This is a genomic window from Saccharococcus thermophilus, assembly GCF_011761475.1.
Taxonomy (GTDB): domain Bacteria; phylum Bacillota; class Bacilli; order Bacillales; family Anoxybacillaceae; genus Saccharococcus; species Saccharococcus thermophilus.
Genome location: NZ_JAASRS010000001.1, coordinates 1124406 through 1146835, shown reverse-complemented (window position 1 = coordinate 1146835; position 22430 = coordinate 1124406). Strand labels below are relative to the sequence as shown.

Below are 22430 nucleotides of genomic sequence, written 5' to 3'. Positions count from 1 at the left end.
TGTTTTATTGTACCATAAAATTCGCCAGCGTCTATGTTTATTTGACGGTTTCAGACAAAATACGCCACGTCCCCATGAAAAAGGAAATGACCATCTTAAAGATGGTCGATTCCTTTTACCGCTGCTTCGTCAGCGCATGTTCAACTTTAATGCAGCGGTCCATCACTACCGTATAGCCTTTTTCTTTTAAAAATTCATAGGCTTCTTCATTGACGACGCCAAGCTGTGCCCAAAAGACGTCAGCGTCAATTTGGACAAATTCGCGGGCGATTTCCGGCAAATGTTCGGAACGGCGGAAGACGTTGACAATGTCAACATGTCCTTCAATATCGGTCAGCTTTTTAACGGCTGGAATTCCCTCCCACTGTTCAATCATCGGATTGACCGGGATGATTTCATAACCCGCGTCTTTCATCGCTTTCGCGACCATGTATGACTCCCGTTCCGGGTTGTCGGATAATCCAACGACGGCGATACGTTTTGCTTTTTGCAAAATTTCTCGGATTTCTTCTCGGCTTGGATTTGTAATTGGCATATACATTCTCTCCTTCATTTTGTTTTTGTCGTACTATTTCTTTATGAATAAGCAGAATCCTGCTTGCAGTTTTGAAAACATTTACAAAAAGATTACTCAAACAGCTGCTCGACAACGGATTCCACGTCTGTCGTCGGCTGTTGGCAGGCAAAATTTTCGCACACATATACGGTCGTTTCATCCCCAAGCGGTTCATACTCTGAAGCAAACGGAGCAATGTCTGCCACCTCAGCCGGATGTTCCGCCGCTAACAGAAAAACGTTTGGCGCCAACGAGTGCTGCCACTTCTGAATCAACTGCTCCCGCTTTTCATCGCCTTGTTTGCCGAACAACACGACCTCCACCGTCGGCGCTTCGAGCAATAACAATCCTTGCAAGAAAAACGTATGTCCGCTTTCGTACGTTTCGACTTGACATTGGAAGACTTTATATATCGCTTCCGCTTTTTCTAATAGCGTCAAATCTCCCGTCAATCTTGCCAAACGTATGAGCTGCACCGCGGCGACGCTGTTTCCCGATGGCAGCGCCCCATCGTAAATTTCTTTTTCCCGAACGATGAGCGCCTCCGCGTCATTTCCTGTCATAAAAAACGCACCATGTTCTTCATCCCAAAACAAGTCGATCATTTGCTCGGTACACGTTTTCGCTTTTTGTAAATACGACAAATCCAACGTCGCTTCATACATTTCAATATATGCCCAAACAAGATAAGCATAATCATCAATAATTCCTTTATGTTTCGCTTCTCCGTCACGATAGCGCACCATCAGCCGTCCGTCTTGAAAAAGGTTCGTTTCGATAAACGAAAGCGCACGCTTCGCCATCTGTAAATAGTCACGATGTTCGTACACTTTTGCCGCTTTTGCCAGCGCGGCAATCATTAACGCGTTCCAAGCGGTTAATATTTTATCATCGACATGTGGATAGACGCGCGACGAACGCTCGGCAAACAGCTTTTCTCTCGCCTGTTCGAGTTTTTCTTGCAGCTGTTCTTCCGTCATACCATATCGCTTGGCGATGCGATCCATTCTCGTATGAATAAGATTTGGCACGTTTTTCCCTTCAAAATTTCCCTCTTCGGTAATATCGTAAACGCGACAATACAGTTCACCTAGTTCCGAACCGAGCGCATGCATCACTTCATCAGGCGTCCATACGTAATATTTTCCTTCCACCCCTTCGGAATCAGCGTCAATCGCTGAATAAAACGCACCGTCATTGGAAGTCATTTCCCGCTCGACAAATTCAATAATTTGCTCCGCAATCTCCTTATATCGTTCGTTTTTCGTTAATTGATACGCTTCCGTATACGCGATGGCTAAAAGCGCGTTATCATACAACATTTTCTCAAAGTGCGGCACAAGCCACATGGCATCGGTCGAATAGCGGGCAAACCCGTAGCCGATATGGTCATAAATGCCGCCGTTGGCCATGCCGTTTAATGTCTTTTCGACCATCAAAAGCGCGCGCTCATCCCTCTTCCATTGATAATACCGCATTAAAAACATCAGCATATGCGGAATCGGAAATTTCGGCGCGCCGCCAAAACCTCCATATACCGCATCAAAACTGTTCGATAGCTGCCGATACTCCTTCTCAATCGCTTCCAGAGACAGCCGTTCCGTTCCCGAAGCGCGTGCGGACTGCTCGAGCGCTTTGGTTATTTGTTCGGCCATCTTTGCGATTTCGTTTGGATTTTCCTTATATTTGTCATATAGCTGTGTCAATACGTCGATAAACCCCGGATGCCCGTAGCGGCTCCGCTTTGGAAAATATGTCCCCGCATAAAACGGCTTCCCTTCCGGCGTCAAAAACACGCTCAGCGGCCAGCCGCCATGCCCCGTCAGCATTTGGCAGACGCGCATATAAACGGAATCAATATCCGTCCGCTCCTCGCGATCGACTTTAATCGCTATGTATTTTTCGTTTAAGATCGCCGCCACTTCCTCATCTTCAAAACTTTCATGGGCCATCACATGGCACCAGTGGCACGTTGAGTATCCAATCGACAAAAAAATCGGCTTGTTTTCCTTTTTTGCTTTCGCAAACGCCTCCTCCCCCCATGGATACCAATCGACGGGATTATAGGCGTGCTGCAGCAAATACGGTGATTTTTCATGAATGAGTCGGTTTGGTTTTCGGTTTGTCTCCATCTCTCACACCTTCCTTTTTTCCATATTACCGTAAAAAGAAAAAAGACACCAACTTTCTTTAGCTAGTCATTCCATTTCAAAAGTAACAGTGTCCCCTTCTCTGCTTGACGAGCAAATTCCACATCATAATCCCATCCCACTGATGCTGATAGCGATATCAATTCTGGGATATCTTCATAACTAAATGTTACTAAGTTAACAAATACATCTTTATGTCCTTTCATGCAAATTACCCCTTTGAAAATTTTAATTGACTTCTTCTTTAACTTCAGACACAATCACTTCTTGTGACTCTCATTTTTCCACTCTCCCGCTCGGAAGTGTCTAAACTTGCACGTATTGCGATTTTCCTTGATGATTGCCACAAAAGCTCATGGGCCATGAATCAACACAAACACTCATTTTATTTAACAGCTAAGTAATTTGTAAAAGAGTATTTTACAAATAATACACAAAACAGTCTAAATGTTCTGGTAAAATATATCGAGAAAAAGATAGGGTCAATATTACCCGTCACCGTTGTTCCAGCCGTTGCCACAACTGCAAAAGGTCGTTTTCCTTCTTCCATCATTTTATTAATCTTTTTCTCTAAATCTGAGGTATCCATCTGAGAATTTTGATTAGTTTTAACCGCAATTACGTTTCAAAAAACACGTGAGTTTAGAAAACAATTTGTGTAATACCCTACATCTTTGTTAAAGGTATAGTATGGAAGCATTATGCATTATCCTTTTGTTTAATATTCTGTTCCATCATTGTTGCAATTTCTGCCGAATTATATTTATTGCTTGTTCTTAAACCATTAATAAGGTTTTGTTGTCTTTCTATGGAGTGATTCTGACTTAACTTCCATTTCCCTTCCATCCTATTTATTGAGATTTCAAATACAACTATGCCGTTCATTAAGCCATCTATGAATTCATCATCAAATTTAGCATTCCAAGGGTTGGACATAGATGATTCGTAAAAATTAACCGTCTTTTCCATCCGTTCAACCATTTCTTCTTTTTTCTCTATGATTCGAACTGTTCCATATACATGGACTGCTACATAATTCCAAGTAGGTACAGTGTTTGGATCGTTATACCAGGAAGCGGAGATATAAGCATGGGGACCTGGAAAGACTACAAGAACTTCTTTACCATTTAATTTCTTCCAGTGAGGATTCCGTTTTGCCATATGACCAATCAACACACCGTTATCCCCCGTTTTTTCATCAATGAAGAAAGGCAAATGTGTTGCCAACGGCCCACTTTCTTCCTGAGAAAATAAAATTCCAAAACTGTTGTCTCTAATAAAATTTACCAATTTTGTTTTATCATTAACCTCAAAAGCTTTAGGTATGTACATTTCTGATTCTCCTTCACGCATTTTTACATAATTATACATATAGAATGAAACAAAGATTAAATTATACTCTCTTCAACTGATATGAACGAAAATGTCAAGCTCACAGTCAAACTCTTTTGAAATGTAATCAAATGATCCGTTTTAGGATAAGGATTGCCTTTTTTCAGCTTACCAACTACTGGTCCTTTCTCGCTGATTTGTCAAGGGTGGGGTTCCCTTGACAAATCAAAGCGATGAAAGGATATTATGATGAAGCTGAAAAAAGGATTGATTTGAAATCTTGGCACGAAGGCAAAATACGTTGACGGCGGTTTACAGTCTGATATTCGCGGGTTGGATACCGCATTTCAATCCTATCCGTCACGGAGCTGCCTCGGACTAACCGCGTACGTTCGGTTATGCAACCTAGTACATAGTTGAAGATGAGGGTTCTCCTTACCGGGGATTTTGCCTCCGAGCCAAACCTTCAAAAATTGTTACATATACAAGCAAGCAACGTATTTATCATCCATTTCCATTAGAATTTAAGCCACATTTATTTCATTCAACTTCTTCTCCTCAATGTAACAACCAATCGCCCAAATGAATCCAATCAGCTCTCTCGCGACAGCGACCGCAGCCTGCTTTCCACTTTTCCCACGAGAGGTGATACGATAGAATTTTTTATGAAGACGGTTTTGTGCTTTCCAAGAAATTCGTTTCACTTCAGGATCTTGTCCCTCTTGTCGTTTCAGTAAGTCTCCTTTTACAGAAGGAGTGTGGCGGTATGACCAGGCAGATTCACAAAGGACACGGCGAATCTGGGCATTTCCAATCTTCGTGATGGAGCCCTGCCAACGGCTGGATCCACTGGAATATTCCTTCGGAACAAGACCGGCATAAGACATTAACTGTCTGGCACTGGAAAACCGTGAAAATTGTCCAATTTCTGCGACTAACGTCACCGCCGTTACTTCCGCGATTCCCCTTAAGGTTTGAAGTGCCTGGATTACAGGTGCGTGTTCACTATGAATAGCTTCTTGGTGAATCTCTGCCTCGATTCGCTTCATGCGGTTCTCTATTTCTTTAATGGCGTGAAGATACTCCTGAAACACGATACGCAAGGATGACTTTTCAAACTTTAAGGTATTGAGCCAATTCCGGTGTTTGACCGTCCAATTTCGAGTGCCTTGAGGAGGTCGGATGTCGTTGCGAAGCAGGAAATGAATCAATCTCTGACGAGCCCTTTGCAAATCCTCTTTCACATCATGTCTCGCCCGAATTAAATCTCGTAACGCTTCATGGTCTTCATCCGGAGTCCAAACAGGTGTTAACTCCCCAGCTCGAAGAAGCTGAGCTAATCGCAATGCATCCCTTCGGTCTGTTTTGACGCGGTCACCAGCCCGGCGAGGAATAAGCGTAGGTGCCACTACAATACAATCAATTCCCATAGATAAGAGTAATCGAACAAGTCCATATCCGGTAGATCCAGCTTCGTAACACACATGGAGATTTTCAGGGTTGCCTAGTTTTTTCATCAATTTACGAACAGATTCGGGATTATTGGGAACATTACCGTAAAAGCGCGGCTCTCCACGTCCAGCCTCTGCCACTCCAACAGAAATCATTTCCTTCGATACGTCTAAACCAACGAATTTTTGTACATCCTTCATAATAATTAGCTCCTTTCGTTTGTAGCTCTACACTTGGTAGATGGTATTGGTGTTGCATTACCATTATGGACAAGTGCAATCTACGTTAAGCGAACTGGAGCATTTTCGTTCATTATGACTATCCTGATGTTAGCCACCCATGCCTCATTTCGCGGCACCACAGATTATGCAAGCAGTTCTGTCCTTCCATGGAATCTTAGTAGAGTTGACATTTGGTTTGATGATGATTTGGCAAAGTATCATTCAAGAAGAAAGACTTCATCGCCTACATGAATTTCACCTGTTTTTATAACAGAAGCATAAACACCAAAATGATTATTTCTTTGTTGTACAAGAGTTTTAAGCAAAGACGAATCTTGTTCTGCATTATCAGGACTAACAGTAATAATCATGCACCGTTCGCAATGTCTTTTTAATTGAATCTCCACTTCTCGTCCTATTTTAATCCTTCTGCCAAACCACGTTTCTTCAATAAATGGGACTTTCTCTTTTAATGATATAAGTAAATTAGGGCGAAAACGTTGATAATTGACCTCTTTTCCCCATATTTCTTTTAATTTAAGCAAAGAAGCATCCGTTACCAATTGAACGTGTTCTTCTTCAATTGCCCCTAAAGGCACATAAGATGGAGTATATTTTACAAGAGAAACTTTCCGTTTCGATTTGTTTTCTATTTCTCTAATCATGTCTTCATCTCCCCAATCAACAACCTTACCTTCAGGTGTCGTTATTTCGACTCTGGGGTATTCTTCCACTAATTCCTCCCCAACAAATCTTGCTTTATATCGAACCATTTCTGGGAATTGTGTTATTGTTAAAAACTTCCCTGATCTTGTTTCATCTAAAAAAGCATGACTACGGTCGCCATACAAACCATATTCCATTACTTTAGTTTTTTGTACACGCTCTCCATGGAAAGATTTCACAGGGTAACGGACAATTTCCTTGATATGGCCGATTAACATTTCATTCTCTCCTTAAAATTAATTTTTACTTACCAAAAGTATCCAAAAAATCTACTCATTCATAACTTCGTGACACCACATATGATAAAAGTTAACTCGTTCTTTCATGGAAGTTGAATAAGGGATTATCCTTTTTAAACTCATCCCATTCCTCTCGAAGAATACCCATTCGGATGGAATCATAGTATTCACCATTATAGTAGCGGCATTTTCTCATTCTTCCTTCTAATCGCATTCCTAATTTTTCCGCACATCTTATCATTCGTGGATTTCCAGACCAAGTTGTAAGCCCCACTCTCTCGATGGTTAGATTTTCAAAGAGATAGTCAATCCATAAAGATAATGCTTCGGTTCCAAGCCCACCATTCCAATGCTCAGGAGAATAGATGACAATTCCCATTTCAAGCCATCGTGTACGTTGATCCTCCCAATAATAGCTAACCATACCTATAATTTGACCTCGATATTCTATAATCATTTGACTTGGTACATCCGTAACATTCATTTTTTCTTTCATTCTCTTAGAAAACTTTTCAAAGGTGCAAAATTCAAGCGGATAATAAGGAGCATCGTACTTTTTCCATTCTGGATTCTCCACACCATATATCAGGTTATACAGAATTGGCAAATCATCCTGCGTTGGTGTCCGCAGAGATATTCTTTTTCCTGTCAGCGACAAATTTTGTAACATATATCCACCCCCTATCTTACAGAATTCAACAATCCATGCTATTATTCCTTTTCTAAAAAGGCTCTATATCGTTAATGGTTGGTTTTCGACCGATGAAAAAGCCACCTTGTGATGATAAGGCAGCTTTTTGTACATATTTTTTATTTAACTATCGCACCATTCGTTCAATAACCCTTCGTTACTTTCTTTAACCCCCGAGTATATATAATGGTTCTTACCGAAAATAAATACTTCCTTTTCCTTAGTAAAACCAATCTTCTCTGCCACACGAATGGATGGAATATTTCTTGGATCAATAATACTGATCAGCTTATTTAAACCCAATTTATCAAACGCATATTCCTTGCACGCTTTGGCTGCTTCTGTTGCGAACCCCTCGGACCAATATTTTTTACTAATGTGGTATCCAATCTCCACTTCTATACTGTCATTTATTTTTTGTTTAACAAGACCACAGTCACCGATAAATTTGTTTGTTTCCTTTAAACAAACAGCCCATAATCCATAACCATCATTCCGATATCTATCTTGATTTCGTTTAATCCAGTCTTGGGTTTGCTGAATGCTAAAAGGGGCTGGATAAAACTTCATTGTTTCTGGGTCAGAAAAAATATGATGTAGAGAAGTAATATCTTCATCTTCATACTGCCTTAATATCAACCTTTGTGTTTCAAGAACAACCATTTCCCCATACCCTTCCTTTTTTGTGCTCCTTCAATCTTTTCTGTCCCCTTAGCCAGCAATGAAGAAGGCCTCGCCACAGATGATGAGAGGTAACACGTTCTTCCATGAGAGACAATCATCCCGCATCTATACGACACCATCAAATGAAAAAGAATAGCTTAATAAAAAACTACTGGATACACTAACTGATTTCATAAACTAACCATTCAGACAATTGACCACTCATTTTGTTGTAAAGAGATTGAGCAACTAAATTATCCTTTGCAGTTTCCCATGTCATATAGGCAAAATCATTCTCTCTTATATAAGACAAGCATGTTTGAAACAGTTTCTCTCCCAGTTTTTGCCCTCTTGCTTCTGGTATCACAACAAGTCATTTAAAATAGTCATTCTTTTCACCTGAAGAGTGCTAAAGGAGAAATACAGGGTTGTAAAACCTAATAATTTTCCATCTTGTTCTGCAACAAATTGTATTCCCACTGGCGGGGTTATTCAGTAGAAGCTTTATCAATACTTTAAGTGACTCTTCCGTTGGTTTAGGTCTTTTATAAAAATCCACAACGTATTGATACATTAAATTTAAAAGTTGCGGAATATCTTCTTGATTAGCTGTTCTTATCGCTAAATCCCCCATCTCTTTTCCCTCTCCATTGTATCTTTATGTATAAAGGAATTTTACCAACTATTCCAACTTTCTGGGCACTAAAATTTCATTTCTTTAAAACACTCCTGCCTCGTTTGGTTTAAGAAAAAAGTTGCCGCAGCAACCTCAATGAAATCGTTTATCAAAAAAAATCTAAGTCTTTAATTATGACCAACAACATTTTTTATATATTATTCAATCTATATTTTTTATTAATATTCCGAAAATTGTATCATCGAAATAAATTGCCCGCTATCCACCCATGCATCACTTCGCAGCACTACAGATTAAGGTAAAAATTCCGCTCCTCCATAGGAATTGAATAAAAAAACGATGCCTTATTCAAGCACCGCACCCATTAGCTAAGCAAAACCTAATAACGACTACCCAACACCTAATTTACATCTTCGCCAAAGACTTCTTAAAATCTCGATACTTTAATCGTAAAAAATTTGGGATCAAATTTATTTTCTTCAATAATACCATTAGCGATTTGTTTTATCGTTTTTTTTAGTTTCTTCATTAACTTCTTTGCTTGATAATTTTATTACTATCTCAACGCTCTTCTCAGACAAAACATCATACTCTAAACCAAACGAGTAACCTTTTTCGTATAGTATTTATCGATCTCCGAATAAAAAATTGCGCTGGAGATGTTTCAACAGTTTGAGTCGAAATGATCAAGCAAGTATCCGAGAAAAGTTTAATCTTGGGCAAATATCCCCGCTTATTTTTTGACTAATGCAAAAAAATAATTTTCTTCGAATTTATTTAGCGTTTGGATTAACTTCAGATACACCAAAAAGAAGTCCTTGATTATCTATACAATAAGCAAAGTAACCCATGTTTGGAATAGCAGTTTTAGGAACAACGACTTGTCCACCATTTTCAACAACTTGAGTAAGATAGCTATCAATAGAGTTTACTTCAATTGAATTTATAGTTCTAGTTGCACCATCTGGTGATTTCATTAAACCACCGTCAATACCTGGTTTATCACTATCTCCCGTAATAATAAACCAATAGTCTTGTTGTCCCGGCATTTTTTCAAATTTCCAACCAAAAGTTTTAGAATAAAACTCAATTGCTTGTTCAGGATTTGGTACTTGAAACTCAAATCGTAAAACTTTACCCATTTTAAAACCTCCTATTATATTACCTTTATTACACATAGTATAGAACTAATGTTCTTATGTCAATTTTTTAAGGAAGAAGTTGAATCATATTCGCTGCGATTTGTTCGATTTTTGGAGACAATACTAAAATGCCTCTGTATTTCAAAATCCCGTTGACAATGAAGTAAATAATAATTTATTATTAGTTAGTTATAACGTAAATATATATTTACTTTTTACTTGAAAAATAGGTCACAAAAAGAAAAATAGTAAATATATTTTTATTATTTACTTGTATATAATAAATATATATTTATTACTCAATTTATCACAACACAGTACGAAGAAAAAGGAGGGTTTTTTTATGTATTCATCCGGTTTGAAGTTTGGGATATATCCGCTTAGTGTGGCCGGTACTCCCACCGGTTTAGCTGTCGGACCTCAGGACAACTATGAGCAAATCCAACTGGCATTAAAACGCCTTCGAGGAGAATCTAAATCGTTGTTACCAAGAATTTATCTCGTTTATACGGGACCTGCTGATTCGGAGGAGAAGCTCTTATCGATCGTGGAGAAATATGTGCGTTTGGGATTAATGGGAGACTTGGTAGTAGGTTCTTTGGCTCCGAACATAGAGATGGATCACTGGATCGGGCTTATTAGGAAAATAATTAGACAGTATGGTTCCTACCTCACATTTCGCACCCTCTCGACGAAAATCGGGAGGATTTTTTCGTTCCGATGTCGAATGAATCCTTGACACACAAGGAACGTAAAGGAGTTTTTCACTTATGAACGTTCAAGTCAAAAAGGTCTATCGCAATTCTTATTTGAATATAATAAGTGCCCTATTCAAGAAACTGGGTCTGCCTCAATTGATTGACCATCTCGTGCCCGTCGATCCGCAGTGCCAAACGCGAGTCAGCGATGCCGTTCAGGCCATCCTCTACAATGTGTTTGACGGCCGGCAAGCCCTTGTTCACTTGGAACATTGGGCTCAGGAGGTCGATTGTGAGAAACTCATCCGTCCCGATCTCCATCCTTCCTGGTTGAACGACGATGCGTTGGCCCGTCATCTCGATCGCCTGTATGAGGCTGGCATTCACAACGTCATCAGCACTTGCTTGATTCATATTTATCGAAAAGAAGGCCTTTCCCTCCGAGCCTTCCACGCCGATACGACGGACAAGACCGTTTACGGCGCGTATGAATCGGCCTCGTTAGAGGCCTTACAAATCACACATGGCTACAACCGCCATCATCGTTGGCAAAAACAGATCGGTTTCGGACTGGTCGGCAACGAGGACGGCATCCCGTTTTACGGCGATGTGCACGATGGCAACCTGCCCGATAAAACATGGAATCCCGAGGTGCTGTCTCGTGTCCATGAACAGCTGAAGCAGGCCAAAATCGAAGACGAATGGATTTACGTGGCCGATTCCGCCGCGATGACGAAAGAGACCCTGGCGCAAACCAAAGCGGCCAACGCCTTTTTGATCACCAGAGGCCCTTCGTCGCTCCGGATCGTGAAAACCGCGCTGGCCGAAGCGGATGCTGAGGACACGACGTGGAGCGATCCCTTTACGTTGGCGGAGAGAAACGGCGCCACGTACCGGGTATGGGAAACGGCCTCGACGTATGAAGGCCACCCCGTTCGGCTGATCGTTGTTGAATCGAGCGCGCTCGACCAGCGAAAAGGAAAGACGCTTGAAAAAGAACGAACCAAAGAAGCGGAGCTTCTTCGCGAGGAACAAGCCCGTTGGGAGCGTCACCCCTTCTCCTGCCGGGAAGATGCCGAACAAGCCTTGGCGTCCCTCAAGGCGTCCCTTCGCCCCCGGTTTCATCGGGTTGAGGCCGCGGTCGAAGAGATCGTACGCCTGAAAAAACGGCGCGGACGGCCGAAAAAAGGGGCGGAACCCGAGGTGGAGACGCTGTATTTCTTGCACCTTGACGTCGAATTCGACCAAGACGCGTGGGAACAGGCGAGACGGAAAGCGTCCCGGTTTGTCCTTGTCACGACCGTTCCGAAGGAATGGAAGGGCCAACCCATGGATGCCCAAGAGATCTTGAAGCTGTATAAAGGGCAGATCTCGGTGGAAATGAACTTCGCTTTTTTGAAAGATCCGTTTTTCACGGATGAGATTTACGTCAAAAAACCAGAACGGGTCGCAGTATTAGGCTATTTGTTTCTGTTGGCCTTGGCTATTTACCGCGTTTTTCAGCGCCGAGTGCGTCAGTTTATTACTCCAGAACACCCGTTGAAGGGTCCTGGAGGCCGCAAGCTGACCCGGCCGACGGGACAGGCGATTTTTCAGCTGTTTCAATATGTGAACGTCGTCCTGTTCAAGCTGCCGGATGGGCGCATCCAACGCTCACTGGATCGCTCCCTTACCCCTGATCAGCGAAGGATTCTGCAGGGATTGGGCATGGATGAGAGCATCTACGTGTAACGTGATACGGAACGACCAGCGATGGTAAAAAAAGGATTGCCATCGCTCGTTGTGTTGGTCAAAAAGTTATTCTGAAAAACTAAATAAAAAATCCTTTGTTTTGACCTTGTTAGGGTGCGAAATGTGAGTCCTACATTGATTCGCTGCAAATTACGAACGAACCTAACTTGACCTTTATGGACGGATCGAACCCTAACGTCCTGCAAATGTTGGTGCAGGGTGTTATTGCAGCAAAAGAAGAAACGCAAGCAGCGAATGTTCAAGTGGATATCGGATTTGGATCTGTGCCGGATATCGGCCCGAAGACGGTTTCGCATTTCTGGGAAAACCTTGCCGAACTTGGAGGAAAGGTATTCGTGGATTCATTGGATTATGTCGCACATAATTTTTATGTAGATGTATTTGAACCGCCGCTCTCTTTGAAAAAAATTCCGGCTTCCGTCGAGCACCTGTTGCGCCGTTTTCGTGAAGTGAATCTCAAGACAGCCGGCATACCCGATTCCATCCCTATACGCATTACAGAAAACGGATGGCCTACCGGCAAAAACCCTTTTACAGGCCAAGACAGATCTTACGAACATCAATCTGAAGTACTAGAGACAATCATACGGACAATTTATGAACTACGTCAAGAACTCAATATCACACATTATGAGCTTTTTGGCCTCAGGGATGCAGACAGTTCCAAAGATGATCTCTTTCATCAATTTGGCATCATGCGGGATGATTATACTCCGAAACCGGCGTTTTATACATTTCAGCGTTTGATACAGGAGTTAGGAATTTGAACCAATCCCCTCGACGAACCCCTTCTATAATGCAAAGCATTAGGAGGGGTTCGTCGAGGGATGTTTTTTTAAAAACATTTTAGTGGAAATCCTTTTAGAACTATCCTTAGCACCACTAATTTCGCGTATTTTTGTGATGTCAGAAATATCATCGAGATATTCTGAATATCGGAAACACTTCCTAATTTTTCAAATTGTCCCTTTACCTTTTCTGAAAAATCAAGAAAGATTAAGTAATATATGTTTCTATAAGCAGTTCTCAGTTGTACCAATATTCGTTTCTGTTTGAGTTAATCGCTCATAAACGAACAAATTTTATTTTTAACAGAGATTACATCGGTCGTGAATAAAATATAGGTATTAGAATTAGTTTTAATGACGACCCTATCGGAAGTACCATATGGAGTGCCAATTCTGATAGCTGTTTTCTCTTCTCCGCCATAAGTATCGTCAAGTGATACTTCTACAATCTCAGAAATGGGTATTTCTATTTTCGATAACAACCAACTAATAACTAAATTATCATTTAATTTTTCTACTTTTATCCCTAACATAACATTTCCTCCAACTTCTGCTATAAAGATAAATGCTACTTATTCGAAATAAGCTCTTGCCTCAAAACAATTATATGTTTCTACTACATAATCCAAAGAGTCAAAGTTTCTATTCTTTCATGAAGAAATGAAATATAACTTTAAGGCAAAATTTTGTACAATATCTCGTATCACCATATATCCACCAACAACGAGAAGTATCAGCATCTCTTTTGGGAAACTCCATTTTGGTTACCTCATAATTTTTAACATAGCATTGGTGTTCTTTTGAAATTCATAAGGAACTTTAATCTCTTCTGTAATCCATCCTAAATTTTGTATATCACGGATTAGTTCATCCAAGTATTTATATCTCTCACAAGCAAAGTTAGTTGTAGGAAAAATCCTTACTTCATCTTTGGTTACACGCAAAAGTTCTTTCATAGTTTGTAAATGAAACTCATAGTCCAGTTTATCTTCATAAAGAAATAAAAAATTTGCTGAAAGTGTCAAGTCAAACTGCTTATCATCAAACGGTAAGGTCGGTAAAACTGCAGGAATATAGCGATTCTTATTTCGTTTCATGTCTGAGACACATTGATTCAATGCTTGTGTTCTTATCTGTTTCAACTCATCAACCGATTTAAAATAATCCCACAAAAAATTTTTTTGAATATCAGCCCTTTCCATGTTAGACATGGTGGTTTCAATATCTTGTAAACCTTTTTGCTCTAATTGTTCAATAGGAAGATAATAAGCAATATCACATGCTGTAACATCCATTCCAAGTTGATTGGATACTGCCGTAAAGGAACATGCCCCAGCAGGGCAATCAAGAATCTTACGCCCCACTAATTCTTCTTTGGTAAGGCCAAACATCCGCATGTATTCATCCCAAGTCCTACCAATAAAGACAATGTGATTTAGATCCCACTTGTTAACCGACTCAACTTTACTCATCTCCACTCACCTTTCTTAACTAATCTGAACTATACTCTATAAATAATATACCAAATATATACAATTTAGCATACATAAAATGGCTCTTTGATTAAAAACATTAATCTTGCGTTATACCAAACGACCTTCACCATAGATTAACAAGAAAATCAACCATCATTCCTTAACAGAACCTTTATGCCCCTCACACGTTAACAATGCAGACTCGCTCCTACATGCTTGATAGCGATGTTTATTTCCGATAAACACCATTTTTTATCACCCGTTAAGAAGGAACGAAGCGGTTTCCCACGAAATAAATCAGGAGGACAAACGAAGGGAAAGGAAACAAAGAACGGTATCCATTCAAATTAAAGAGAGGTGTTGTAAATGGATTTCACATTAACCATGTCCTTTTTAGGAGCGGCGATATTGCTGACGTTAATGCCCGGGCCAGATATTCTGTTTGTGATTACTCAAAGTATTTCACAGGACAAAAAAGCTGGAATCGCCACGGCACTGGGACTTTGTTCAGGTCTTATTGTACATATCACAGCTGCAACGCTTGGAATTTCCACAATCATTTATCAATCCGCTTTGGCTTTTACCGTCGTAAAATATACCGGTGCGGCTTATTTGCTGTATTTAGCATGGCAATCATTTAAGGAAAAGGAAACAGGCTTTACGATTAACCATAACAAGCCTTTAAAGTATCCATCATTGTATAAAAAAGGAATTCTCATGAATCTGCTTAACCCAAAAGTATCCTTGTTCTTTTTAGCATTGCTGCCTCAATTTGTGAATAAATTGCTGGGTCACATTACGTTACAAATGTTTATTTTGGGAATTATTTTTCTGGTTCAAGCTTTAGTGATTTTTGTCGCTGTCAGCGTGTTTTCAGAGAAACTGCGCCATGTCCTGCTTACTAATTCGTTCATCGCAAAGCGAATGAACATTGTAAAAGGTTTGTTATTAGGGCTGATTGGTATACAGATTGCGTTTAGTGAAAAGTAAAATCGTTAGAGTGTTATCTTAAAGAGGGAAAGCCCTCTGGCTTCCCTTTTTCAGTGCAAGAACCACACAAACATCGTTACCCGCCACGTATGACAAGACTACTATGAAGAAACGGGATTTTGCTGATATAATGGTCTGCGCTGTGCCGGACGCATTACCTAGGGATTGAAAACTTGATTTGGCAAAAAATGCTTTTTTATTTTAATGGAGGTACATGCCGGTAAAAGCAAAAATCTTTGTTGGCTCAAAGCATATAAGAAATGAGCCGCTAAGAATTATTTTTTCTTTGTCGGAGAATGTAATTTATCACTATATAGATCCACATACAATTGTCCGTTTGTCCCGATAACAGCATATTGAATTTCATCAATATTTAAGTTTCGCTTTTTAAATTCTTGCTTAATCCAATTCATACTATATTTTTGCGTTAAATTTTTTTTTTGATTACTTCGCCATCCATTTTTATGGGAATTGATTTGTTTTCCAACGAAGAACGTTAGAAACATGAGCAAAATAAATGATATAGCTGTCCTCAAATCCGTATGTATAATATCTTCCCTCTATAAATGTTGATATATCAACGGTTGTAGCCGTTTCAGGGGTGTCAAAAAAATATTTTTCGACAAAGTTTCTAACATTATTTCTTAAATATGTGTATATCTTACATTGACTGGGTACGCTTCGCGGCCACTACTGGTTAAATTTGGTTGTAGTGGGGGAAGCGTATGGGATGCACCGTGGATCTCTGCATCGCTGATGATGACGAACCCTCCCATGTCTCTTGGCATCCTTGTGCCTACATTCCTTCGTTCGGTCTAGTCATCAGGCAGAGGCCGGCTAAGCTCCTTTAGGGACTCAAGGTCGAATGGATGATATCGCGCCAGCTTCTCCGTGTCATCCTTGTTGTCTAGAGAATCGAGACTATAGGCATCAAGCAGCTGTTTCGAGGCCAAAGATGTCCTGCATCATTCGCTTCACGTCAAACGCCTGTCGTTTCGTACACACCGCATGCAGTACCTTCAGTAATTTTCCGCATAACACTACAATGGATTGCTTCTTCCGCAACGGATTATCAGGACGTGTCGTGTAATAGTCGTGCAGCTGCCGAAACGCTTCGTTGTGACGGATCATCGGCATCATCACCCGGAACAGAAGGGCGCGCAACCGCCTTCTTCCACGCTTGGAGATCCGTTTTTGCCCTTTGTGTTGGCCGGAGGAATGTTCCCGCAGCGTCAGGCCCGCTAATTTGATAAGCTGCCGCGGATCCTGATAATGGGAGAAACTCCCGATCTCTGATAACAGTTCTACGATGGTCGCATCGCCTAAGCCCGAAACGGTCTTCAGCCATTCGTATTCGACGGAGGTTTGAACTAGTTCAATCAGCTGTTCTGTCAATGCCTCGATCTCTTTTTCCAGCTGGCGGTACCGGCGGACAAGCGTGGCAATTTCGATACGGGCCATCTGTTGTCCTTCCGTTACGCCAATGGAGTGTTGGGCCAATTCCATCAACTTCTTCGCTTTCGGCTTTTGTGGCGATTGTAATCCCTCACTTTGCCGGTAAAGGGCCAGCACCTCTTCTAGTTCTTTTCCTGCCAGATCACCCGGAAATGGCGTATATTCCAGCACCGCGAGCGCCATTTTCCCAAATGACGGGAAGACTTGGGAAAACTCCGGAAAATATCGATCAAGCCAGCGAATCATTTGATTTCGAATCGCTCCCTGTTCTTCCACCAATTTGGAGCGAAATGTCGCTCCCACGCGCAGATCCGCCTCCATCCCTTTCAGAATACGCGGATAGCTGAATCGGCCGTCTTTCACTAACCGGGCAATGACGAGCGCGTCTTTCGCATCATGCTTGGTTGGAAGGTTATCGTCCAGCTCTTTGGATCGCTTCACGTGCATCGGGTTTGTCATGACGAGAGGGATGCCTTTCTCATCAAGAAAATAGGCGAGATTCAGCCAATAATGTCCCGTTGGCTCGATGCCAACGATCACCTCGGTTTTTCCAAATTCCTTCATGGCTTCCACGATGCACTGGTACAACCATTCCAATCCTTCTCTCGATTGCAGAACGGGAAACGGCTTTTTTAACACCCTCCCTCGCTCATCCACAAAGCAGGCATAATGTTTTTTCTTTGCAATATCCATCCCAACCACCAGCGTTTGATCGATGACTTGATTAATCTTCTTGTTTGAGATAGAATTCATGTATAGTCCTCCTTGGTATCCAAATTAGGGGTCAATTCGTGCGATTGACACCCCCGAATCATACCAAGAGGGCTTTTTTTATTCAAGTCCCCGAAAAAACTTCTAACAGGAATGCTCCATTTTATAAACACCCTAATTCGTTTGCTTATGTGTAACCCATTTTTATTTTTTAAAAATTGTATGCTCCATTATTCATGCAATGAAAGTAAATATTTTTACACACTGAATTCTAGATATATTTTACATTCTTTTCCATAACTTTTTTATTCAGGTTGAATCAATACTTGGACAGCCATGATCGGGAGAATAGAGATCTTTCACTTGCTAGGCGATAGGTCTACTCCCCATCAATGTTTGTCCAAGTGGATATTCTGAAAAAGGACAGATCATAACAATCTGTCCTTTTCAATACACGAAACCACCTGTTCCCATTAAGTGAGGGATTTAAGAGGGTGATTGATGTCATCTTGCGGATAATTAATAACCGCCAAGACCCATACAAGAACATCCTACAATGATAAGCAAGATGAATAGGACAACAATTAAAGCAAATGCGCTCATCTATAACACCTCCTATGGAGTATTGGGGATGACTAATTGCACTACTTGCTTATAAGGTATGTTTTTAAAAAGAATTAGTTTGGACAAATTCCTCAACTGATAAGAAAATTCCACTTTTACCCAACTCATTGCATTCTAGAAGAGCTCAGGTTCGTTTCCCCGTTCTATATGCTTTAAGACTTTTTCTAATACCCCCGTAGTTCGCTTCCGAACTTCATTACAATCATCAAAATAATTAAGGCAAATTTAACGTTTTTTCAGAGAAGAAATATCCTTTTTAATATCCACCTTTATATTTGTCGTTCAAATTGTATTCCACTTATATTTTTGCCTGTTTAACTAAATCAATTTGTACAAGCTAAAGTCGTTCGTTCTTCGCGTAACAAGGAAGATAGACGCACGGTATGAAAATGGTTGTTTGTGAAATACTGTAAGTAAAGTACTTCCCTAAAGGAGTGAATAACGTGAGAAACGGTGGAAATAGAAAAATTCATCTATTTTTACTATTGATGGTTACTGCCGTTTTTATTTGGTCAGCAATCAAACCAGCAAGTTACCTGTCGTGGCTGTTGGAGGTTAGTCCCGCCGTTGTCGGCTTGATCATCGTCATCGCGGCATACAATAAATTTCGCTTCACCACCCTCTCTTATGCTATTATTGCTCTTTTATCCATTAGTATGTTCATCGGTGGCCATTACATTTATTCCAAAGTTCCGCTTTTTAATTGGATCAAGGACGCTTATGACTTAAAGCGAAATCATTACGACCGATTTGGTCATTTGCTTAAAGGTTTATTTGCAATTGTGCTGAGAGAAATTTTATTACGAAAAACTCCATTAACGAAAGGGCCTTGGTTAGTTACCATTGTCCTAAGTATGTCGCTGGCCATCGCAGCTTTGTACGAAATTATTGAATGGCTAGTTTCTAAAATATCCAATGGAGGAGAAGCAGCTAAAAACTTTTTAGGAATCCAAGGTGATATTTGGGATACACAATGGGATATGTTATGTAGCTTTATCGGTTCAATTGTTGCATTGCTCATCTTTTCTAAATTACATAATAGGCTGTTAAAAAAAGAAGTAACAAAAGAATAAAATGAAACTAAAAAACAAACAACCTTCCCAAAACAAACTAATAGGCGCTCCCGTGAGCAAAGCGAAAGGCGCCGTTTTTTCTCTTTGGGTGGTGCGGTGTAGCGGCTGCGATTACGACAGCCGCGTCTAGTATAACGGTTTCATCATCACCATTTTATATCATTGGAAAATTCACTCCGGCACATTTAAACGTAACACCTTCACCATGTCGCCTGCATTCATCACTTTCCGGTCTGCAGGAATGACAATCAAGCAATCCGTATCCCGGATAGACGACAGGACGTTCGACTGATCGATTCCAGCCGATCGGACGTAAATTTTTCCGTCTTTTACTTCGCTTTTTCCGCGTACGATGCGATAAAATGAATCCTTTTTTTTGTAGTCCTCGGCGAGAAACGCTGAAAACGAAGGGAGATAAATATCAGGTTTTCCTTGCATCCCCCAAATAACTGGGCGAACGAACAGCTCAAACCCGACGAAACACGCTCCAGGGTTCCCGGAAAGTGCGAACAAAAATTTATCCCGCCAAATTCCGACAGTCGTTGGGCTGCCAGGACGCATGGCTACTTTGTTAAACAACATCTTACCGTCCCACTGTTCAAAGATATCGACCAAAATGTCATAGTCTCCGACGGAAGCCCCACCAGTCGTAATGACGAGATCGACTTTTTCCAATGCATCGAGAATCATTGATTTAGCCAGTCCAACGTCATCTGGCACCTTCTCGAGGAGAACAGGAAGTCCACCGGCATTTAACACTTGCGCGGCGACCATGTAACTGTTGCTGTTGCGAATTTTTCCTGGCTCGAGCGGCTCGCTTACGTCAAGCAGTTCCGAACCTGTGGCAAAAATAGCAACTGTCGGCCGTCGTGAAACGGTGACTGTATCGTAACCGAAAGCAGCGAGGAGGGCAGCTTCCCCAGGGTTTATCTTGCGCCCTTTTTCCAGGATCAACGTACCTTTTGCCATTTCTAGCCCAATGGGAATGACGTTTTCACCCGGTGTCGTCTCCTTTTTGACCACCGTATACGTTTGGCCATCTTTTTGCATCTGTTCTGTCAATTCAATGATGACGACAGAGTCGGCGCCTTCTGGCATCATCGCGCCAGTCATAATGCGCGTAGCCGTATTTGCTGTCAGATTTTTTGTCGGAACAGCACCGCATGGGATCGATTCAATGACTTGCAGTGTAATTGGACGTTCGTCGGATGCCCCTTTTGTATCAATTGAACGGACGGCATACCCATCCATCATCGACCGGCGGAAGTGAGGAAAGTCGTGCGTCGCTACCACATCTTCGCCAAGGTATCGGCCAATGCTGTCCGTCAACTTCACTTTTTCTGTACCGAGTGGATGAATCCACGGTTCAAGACGCTTTTGCGCATCCCAAACGTCAACAATTTCCCGCTGAAATCTCATTTTTCATCTTCCTTTCTCTGAACCTCTGCACGTCTAAAGTCGACAAGTTCTTGTATACTATAGAGCTTCTTCTATACTTTTTTGTTTTTCCATATATTTCATCACTATTTCTGATAGATTGCAAGTATTATAATATAAAAAATTTATAATTAGCTATGACTAAAGTCACGGACTTTCGTATTATTCTTTACCTAATGAACGTCCTTCCCTTTTATAAGAGCAAGTGCGTGGGAAAGGACAGGTTGCACAACATCGAAACATTCTTGTACCCCTTTTGGATTTCCCGGAAAGTTTATGATCAGTGTTTCTTTACGAATACCTGCTACAGAGCGGGAAAGGGAGGCATACTTCGTTTTTAAAAGTGTTTTCATTCGCATCATTTCAGTTAATCCAGGTGCTTCCTTTTCAATCACGGCTTTCGTCGCTTCCGGCGTCACATCCCGAGGTGCAAACCCTGTACCTCCAGTGGTCAGCACGAGATCACAGCGTACCTCATCAACAAAGCGAACGAGTGTTGCCTCAATGACCGGTTGTTCATCAGGAATGATCTCGTACACTGCAACTTCTCCATTAATACGGCTGACAAGTTCACACAAAAGCAACCCACCCCTATCATCCCGCTCTCCGCGGAAAACTCTATCGCTTACCGTTAATACACCGACTTTCCAACCCAATCGTCACTTCTCCTTTCTCTCATCCGGCTTTCCCTTACATAGTCACCGCTTTTGCCCCTATGTTTTCCGCACCAAATAGATGGGGCCGTTTACGATGCTTTTTTCCTCGGTCTTGCACATATCGTAAATAGTGATTGTCGCCACACTGACAGGGTCAGTGCTTCCATTTACAAGCTAATAGGTCCTGTCATCTCCTCTTGACAGTAGCCACAATTTTTACCATATCATCACTTATGAGTAAAATATTTACGGAAAGAGTTCTCTAATCACAATATTCAGAAATAGTGATGTTTTGCCTCATTTATCGGTTTAACTACCTAAAAAAATAGTTAGGGCTGACCGTACCTCATCATCTTTGATTTTTCCTACTGTAGCTTTGCCACTCTTCTGGCGTGTCGATGTCTACCCCCCATAGTGGATTATCAAAATCGACATATTTCAGTTCAGCTAAATGCTGTTGAATGACTTGCTGTGCGCCCCGATCCCCTTCAATACAAAGCAACTCTGGAAAAATTTCCGCATCAAACAAGACTGGATGACCAGGGACAGATGCATAGCGGGGACGGATAATTTTGATATTTTTTGACTTTGCAATTTCATATGATTCCCGTAATCGCTTAACGACCGTAACAGGAATAAACGGTTGATCGGCCAAAAAAATGAATGCTGCTGAAACTTTGTCCTGAATAGCTTTCACCCCGGCTTTTAACGAAGAAGACAACCCTTCAGCAAAATTTGGGTTGTGAATTACAATAGCTGGTAAATCACGAATATGTTCCTTAAGCAACCCGGTCTGTTCTCCGCCCACCACGACAACTGGCCGGAGTTCCGAGTTTAAAGCTGTTTCCACTGCATGTCGAAACATCGGCTTTCCATGCAAGTTAAGAAATTGTTTTGGTTGTCCCATTCGTTTGGACATGCCGGCAGCTAAAATAATAGCACCAATGTCGTTCATACACTTT

Annotated in this window: 21 protein-coding genes and 1 pseudogene; 4 read left to right on the top strand and 18 right to left on the bottom strand. The window is 41.2% G+C overall.

Features of this window, described 5'->3' with window-relative positions; translation table 11 throughout:
• Window positions 1-115: 115 nt before the first annotated feature.
• From BDD39_RS05875 to BDD39_RS05825, 11 genes and pseudogenes are all read right to left on the bottom strand, one after another.
• The gene (locus BDD39_RS05875) at window positions 116-535 is read right to left on the bottom strand and encodes a CoA-binding protein (RefSeq protein WP_166908980.1); all 420 of its coding nucleotides are present in this window, start codon (window positions 533-535) and stop codon (window positions 116-118) included.
• A gap of 92 nt (window positions 536-627) precedes the next feature.
• Window positions 628-2688, bottom strand: a complete 2061-nt coding sequence (locus BDD39_RS05870) for a thioredoxin domain-containing protein (protein ID WP_166908978.1) — start codon at window positions 2686-2688, stop codon at window positions 628-630.
• Between the two features lie 62 nt (window positions 2689-2750).
• Window positions 2751-2912: a hypothetical protein gene (locus tag BDD39_RS16220; protein WP_208404338.1), complete on the bottom strand. Its 162-nt coding sequence runs from the start codon at window positions 2910-2912 to the stop codon at window positions 2751-2753.
• A 179-nt stretch (window positions 2913-3091) separates the two neighbouring features.
• Window positions 3092-3325: a pyridoxal-dependent decarboxylase gene (locus BDD39_RS16325; RefSeq protein WP_341801486.1), complete on the bottom strand. Its 234-nt coding sequence runs from the start codon at window positions 3323-3325 to the stop codon at window positions 3092-3094.
• Between the two features lie 80 nt (window positions 3326-3405).
• Window positions 3406-4038, bottom strand: a complete 633-nt coding sequence (locus tag BDD39_RS05855; RefSeq protein ID WP_166908976.1) for an FMN-binding negative transcriptional regulator — start codon at window positions 4036-4038, stop codon at window positions 3406-3408.
• A gap of 524 nt (window positions 4039-4562) precedes the next feature.
• Entirely contained in the window at window positions 4563-5690 is a 1128-nt protein-coding gene (locus tag BDD39_RS05850) for an IS110 family RNA-guided transposase (protein WP_166908974.1), read from the bottom strand.
• A 239-nt stretch (window positions 5691-5929) separates the two neighbouring features.
• Window positions 5930-6655: an MOSC domain-containing protein gene (locus BDD39_RS05845; RefSeq protein WP_166908972.1), complete on the bottom strand. Its 726-nt coding sequence runs from the start codon at window positions 6653-6655 to the stop codon at window positions 5930-5932.
• A 91-nt stretch (window positions 6656-6746) separates the two neighbouring features.
• Window positions 6747-7346 (bottom strand): GNAT family N-acetyltransferase, encoded by a 600-nt coding sequence (locus BDD39_RS05840; RefSeq protein ID WP_166908970.1) that lies wholly within the window; start codon window positions 7344-7346, stop codon window positions 6747-6749.
• A 144-nt stretch (window positions 7347-7490) separates the two neighbouring features.
• Window positions 7491-8030 (bottom strand): GNAT family N-acetyltransferase, encoded by a 540-nt coding sequence (locus tag BDD39_RS05835; protein ID WP_166908968.1) that lies wholly within the window; start codon window positions 8028-8030, stop codon window positions 7491-7493.
• 181 nt (window positions 8031-8211) lie between these two features.
• A pseudogene (locus tag BDD39_RS05830) lies at window positions 8212-8664 on the bottom strand (N-acetyltransferase family protein).
• A 776-nt stretch (window positions 8665-9440) separates the two neighbouring features.
• Window positions 9441-9809 (bottom strand): VOC family protein, encoded by a 369-nt coding sequence (locus BDD39_RS05825; RefSeq protein ID WP_166908966.1) that lies wholly within the window; start codon window positions 9807-9809, stop codon window positions 9441-9443.
• Between the two features lie 770 nt (window positions 9810-10579).
• Here BDD39_RS05825 and BDD39_RS05820 point away from each other — a divergent pair.
• Entirely contained in the window at window positions 10580-12238 is a 1659-nt protein-coding gene (locus BDD39_RS05820; RefSeq protein WP_015863777.1) for an IS1634 family transposase, read from the top strand.
• Between the two features lie 176 nt (window positions 12239-12414).
• Entirely contained in the window at window positions 12415-13026 is a 612-nt protein-coding gene (locus tag BDD39_RS05815) for a hypothetical protein (protein ID WP_243846066.1), read from the top strand.
• A 290-nt stretch (window positions 13027-13316) separates the two neighbouring features.
• Here the strand turns inward: BDD39_RS05815 and BDD39_RS05810 are convergent, their stop codons facing one another.
• Together BDD39_RS05810 and BDD39_RS05805 are read right to left on the bottom strand one after the other, a co-directional pair.
• Window positions 13317-13580 carry a SunI/YnzG family protein gene (locus BDD39_RS05810; RefSeq protein WP_166908964.1) on the bottom strand — a complete coding sequence of 88 codons (264 nt, stop codon included), beginning with the start codon at window positions 13578-13580 and terminating at the stop codon, window positions 13317-13319.
• Window positions 13581-13811: 231 nt separating this feature from the next.
• Window positions 13812-14519: an SAM-dependent methyltransferase gene (locus tag BDD39_RS05805; protein WP_166908962.1), complete on the bottom strand. Its 708-nt coding sequence runs from the start codon at window positions 14517-14519 to the stop codon at window positions 13812-13814.
• A 369-nt stretch (window positions 14520-14888) separates the two neighbouring features.
• Here BDD39_RS05805 and BDD39_RS05800 point away from each other — a divergent pair, with 369 nt between their 5' ends.
• Window positions 14889-15512: a LysE family translocator gene (locus BDD39_RS05800; protein ID WP_166908960.1), complete on the top strand. Its 624-nt coding sequence runs from the start codon at window positions 14889-14891 to the stop codon at window positions 15510-15512.
• A 930-nt stretch (window positions 15513-16442) separates the two neighbouring features.
• Here BDD39_RS05800 and BDD39_RS05795 read toward each other — a convergent pair.
• Together BDD39_RS05795 and BDD39_RS05790 are read right to left on the bottom strand one after the other, a co-directional pair.
• Window positions 16443-17720 carry an IS110 family RNA-guided transposase gene (locus BDD39_RS05795; RefSeq protein WP_166908958.1) on the bottom strand — a complete coding sequence of 426 codons (1278 nt, stop codon included), beginning with the start codon at window positions 17718-17720 and terminating at the stop codon, window positions 16443-16445.
• Window positions 17721-18197: 477 nt separating this feature from the next.
• The gene (locus BDD39_RS05790) at window positions 18198-18281 is read right to left on the bottom strand and encodes a YjcZ family sporulation protein (RefSeq protein ID WP_166912284.1); all 84 of its coding nucleotides are present in this window, start codon (window positions 18279-18281) and stop codon (window positions 18198-18200) included.
• Between the two features lie 464 nt (window positions 18282-18745).
• Between BDD39_RS05790 and BDD39_RS05785 the strand changes: the two genes are divergently transcribed.
• Complete coding sequence (locus BDD39_RS05785; RefSeq protein WP_166908956.1) at window positions 18746-19375, top strand: DUF2238 domain-containing protein; 630 nt, start codon at window positions 18746-18748, stop codon at window positions 19373-19375.
• Window positions 19376-19546: 171 nt separating this feature from the next.
• On the opposite strand, the gene BDD39_RS05780 is transcribed toward BDD39_RS05785, so the two are convergent.
• The 3 genes from BDD39_RS05780 to BDD39_RS05765 form a co-directional block, all read right to left on the bottom strand.
• Entirely contained in the window at window positions 19547-20794 is a 1248-nt protein-coding gene (locus BDD39_RS05780) for a molybdopterin molybdotransferase MoeA (RefSeq protein WP_166908954.1), read from the bottom strand.
• A gap of 191 nt (window positions 20795-20985) precedes the next feature.
• Complete coding sequence (locus BDD39_RS05775) at window positions 20986-21468, bottom strand: MogA/MoaB family molybdenum cofactor biosynthesis protein (RefSeq protein WP_166908952.1); 483 nt, start codon at window positions 21466-21468, stop codon at window positions 20986-20988.
• 349 nt (window positions 21469-21817) lie between these two features.
• The gene (locus BDD39_RS05765; RefSeq protein ID WP_166908950.1) at window positions 21818-22423 is read right to left on the bottom strand and encodes a nucleotidyltransferase family protein; all 606 of its coding nucleotides are present in this window, start codon (window positions 22421-22423) and stop codon (window positions 21818-21820) included.
• Between the last annotated feature and the right edge of the window lie 7 nt (window positions 22424-22430).

What these genes read in the sequence shown, in the direction of transcription:
- BDD39_RS05850 (WP_166908974.1), bottom strand. Translation starts at nt 5,690, where the DNA reads ATGAAGGATGTACAAAAATTCGTTGGTTTAGACGTATCGAAGGAAATG.
- BDD39_RS05790 (WP_166912284.1), bottom strand. Translation starts at nt 18,281, where the DNA reads ATGAGCGCATTTGCTTTAATTGTTGTCCTATTCATCTTGCTTATCATT.
- BDD39_RS05780 (WP_166908954.1), bottom strand. Translation starts at nt 20,794, where the DNA reads ATGAGATTTCAGCGGGAAATTGTTGACGTTTGGGATGCGCAAAAGCGT.
- BDD39_RS05835 (WP_166908968.1), bottom strand. Translation starts at nt 8,030, where the DNA reads ATGGTTGTTCTTGAAACACAAAGGTTGATATTAAGGCAGTATGAAGAT.
- BDD39_RS05875 (WP_166908980.1), bottom strand. Translation starts at nt 535, where the DNA reads ATGCCAATTACAAATCCAAGCCGAGAAGAAATCCGAGAAATTTTGCAA.
- BDD39_RS05825 (WP_166908966.1), bottom strand. Translation starts at nt 9,809, where the DNA reads ATGGGTAAAGTTTTACGATTTGAGTTTCAAGTACCAAATCCTGAACAA.
- BDD39_RS05820 (WP_015863777.1), top strand. Translation starts at nt 10,580, where the DNA reads ATGAACGTTCAAGTCAAAAAGGTCTATCGCAATTCTTATTTGAATATA.
- BDD39_RS05810 (WP_166908964.1), bottom strand. Translation starts at nt 13,580, where the DNA reads ATGTTAGGGATAAAAGTAGAAAAATTAAATGATAATTTAGTTATTAGT.
- BDD39_RS05800 (WP_166908960.1), top strand. Translation starts at nt 14,889, where the DNA reads ATGGATTTCACATTAACCATGTCCTTTTTAGGAGCGGCGATATTGCTG.
- BDD39_RS05765 (WP_166908950.1), bottom strand. Translation starts at nt 22,423, where the DNA reads ATGAACGACATTGGTGCTATTATTTTAGCTGCCGGCATGTCCAAACGA.
- BDD39_RS05840 (WP_166908970.1), bottom strand. Translation starts at nt 7,346, where the DNA reads ATGTTACAAAATTTGTCGCTGACAGGAAAAAGAATATCTCTGCGGACA.
- BDD39_RS05855 (WP_166908976.1), bottom strand. Translation starts at nt 4,038, where the DNA reads ATGTACATACCTAAAGCTTTTGAGGTTAATGATAAAACAAAATTGGTA.
- BDD39_RS16220 (WP_208404338.1), bottom strand. Translation starts at nt 2,912, where the DNA reads ATGAAAGGACATAAAGATGTATTTGTTAACTTAGTAACATTTAGTTAT.
- BDD39_RS05845 (WP_166908972.1), bottom strand. Translation starts at nt 6,655, where the DNA reads ATGTTAATCGGCCATATCAAGGAAATTGTCCGTTACCCTGTGAAATCT.
- BDD39_RS05795 (WP_166908958.1), bottom strand. Translation starts at nt 17,720, where the DNA reads ATGAATTCTATCTCAAACAAGAAGATTAATCAAGTCATCGATCAAACG.
- BDD39_RS05870 (WP_166908978.1), bottom strand. Translation starts at nt 2,688, where the DNA reads ATGGAGACAAACCGAAAACCAAACCGACTCATTCATGAAAAATCACCG.
- BDD39_RS05815 (WP_243846066.1), top strand. Translation starts at nt 12,415, where the DNA reads ATGGACGGATCGAACCCTAACGTCCTGCAAATGTTGGTGCAGGGTGTT.
- BDD39_RS05805 (WP_166908962.1), bottom strand. Translation starts at nt 14,519, where the DNA reads ATGAGTAAAGTTGAGTCGGTTAACAAGTGGGATCTAAATCACATTGTC.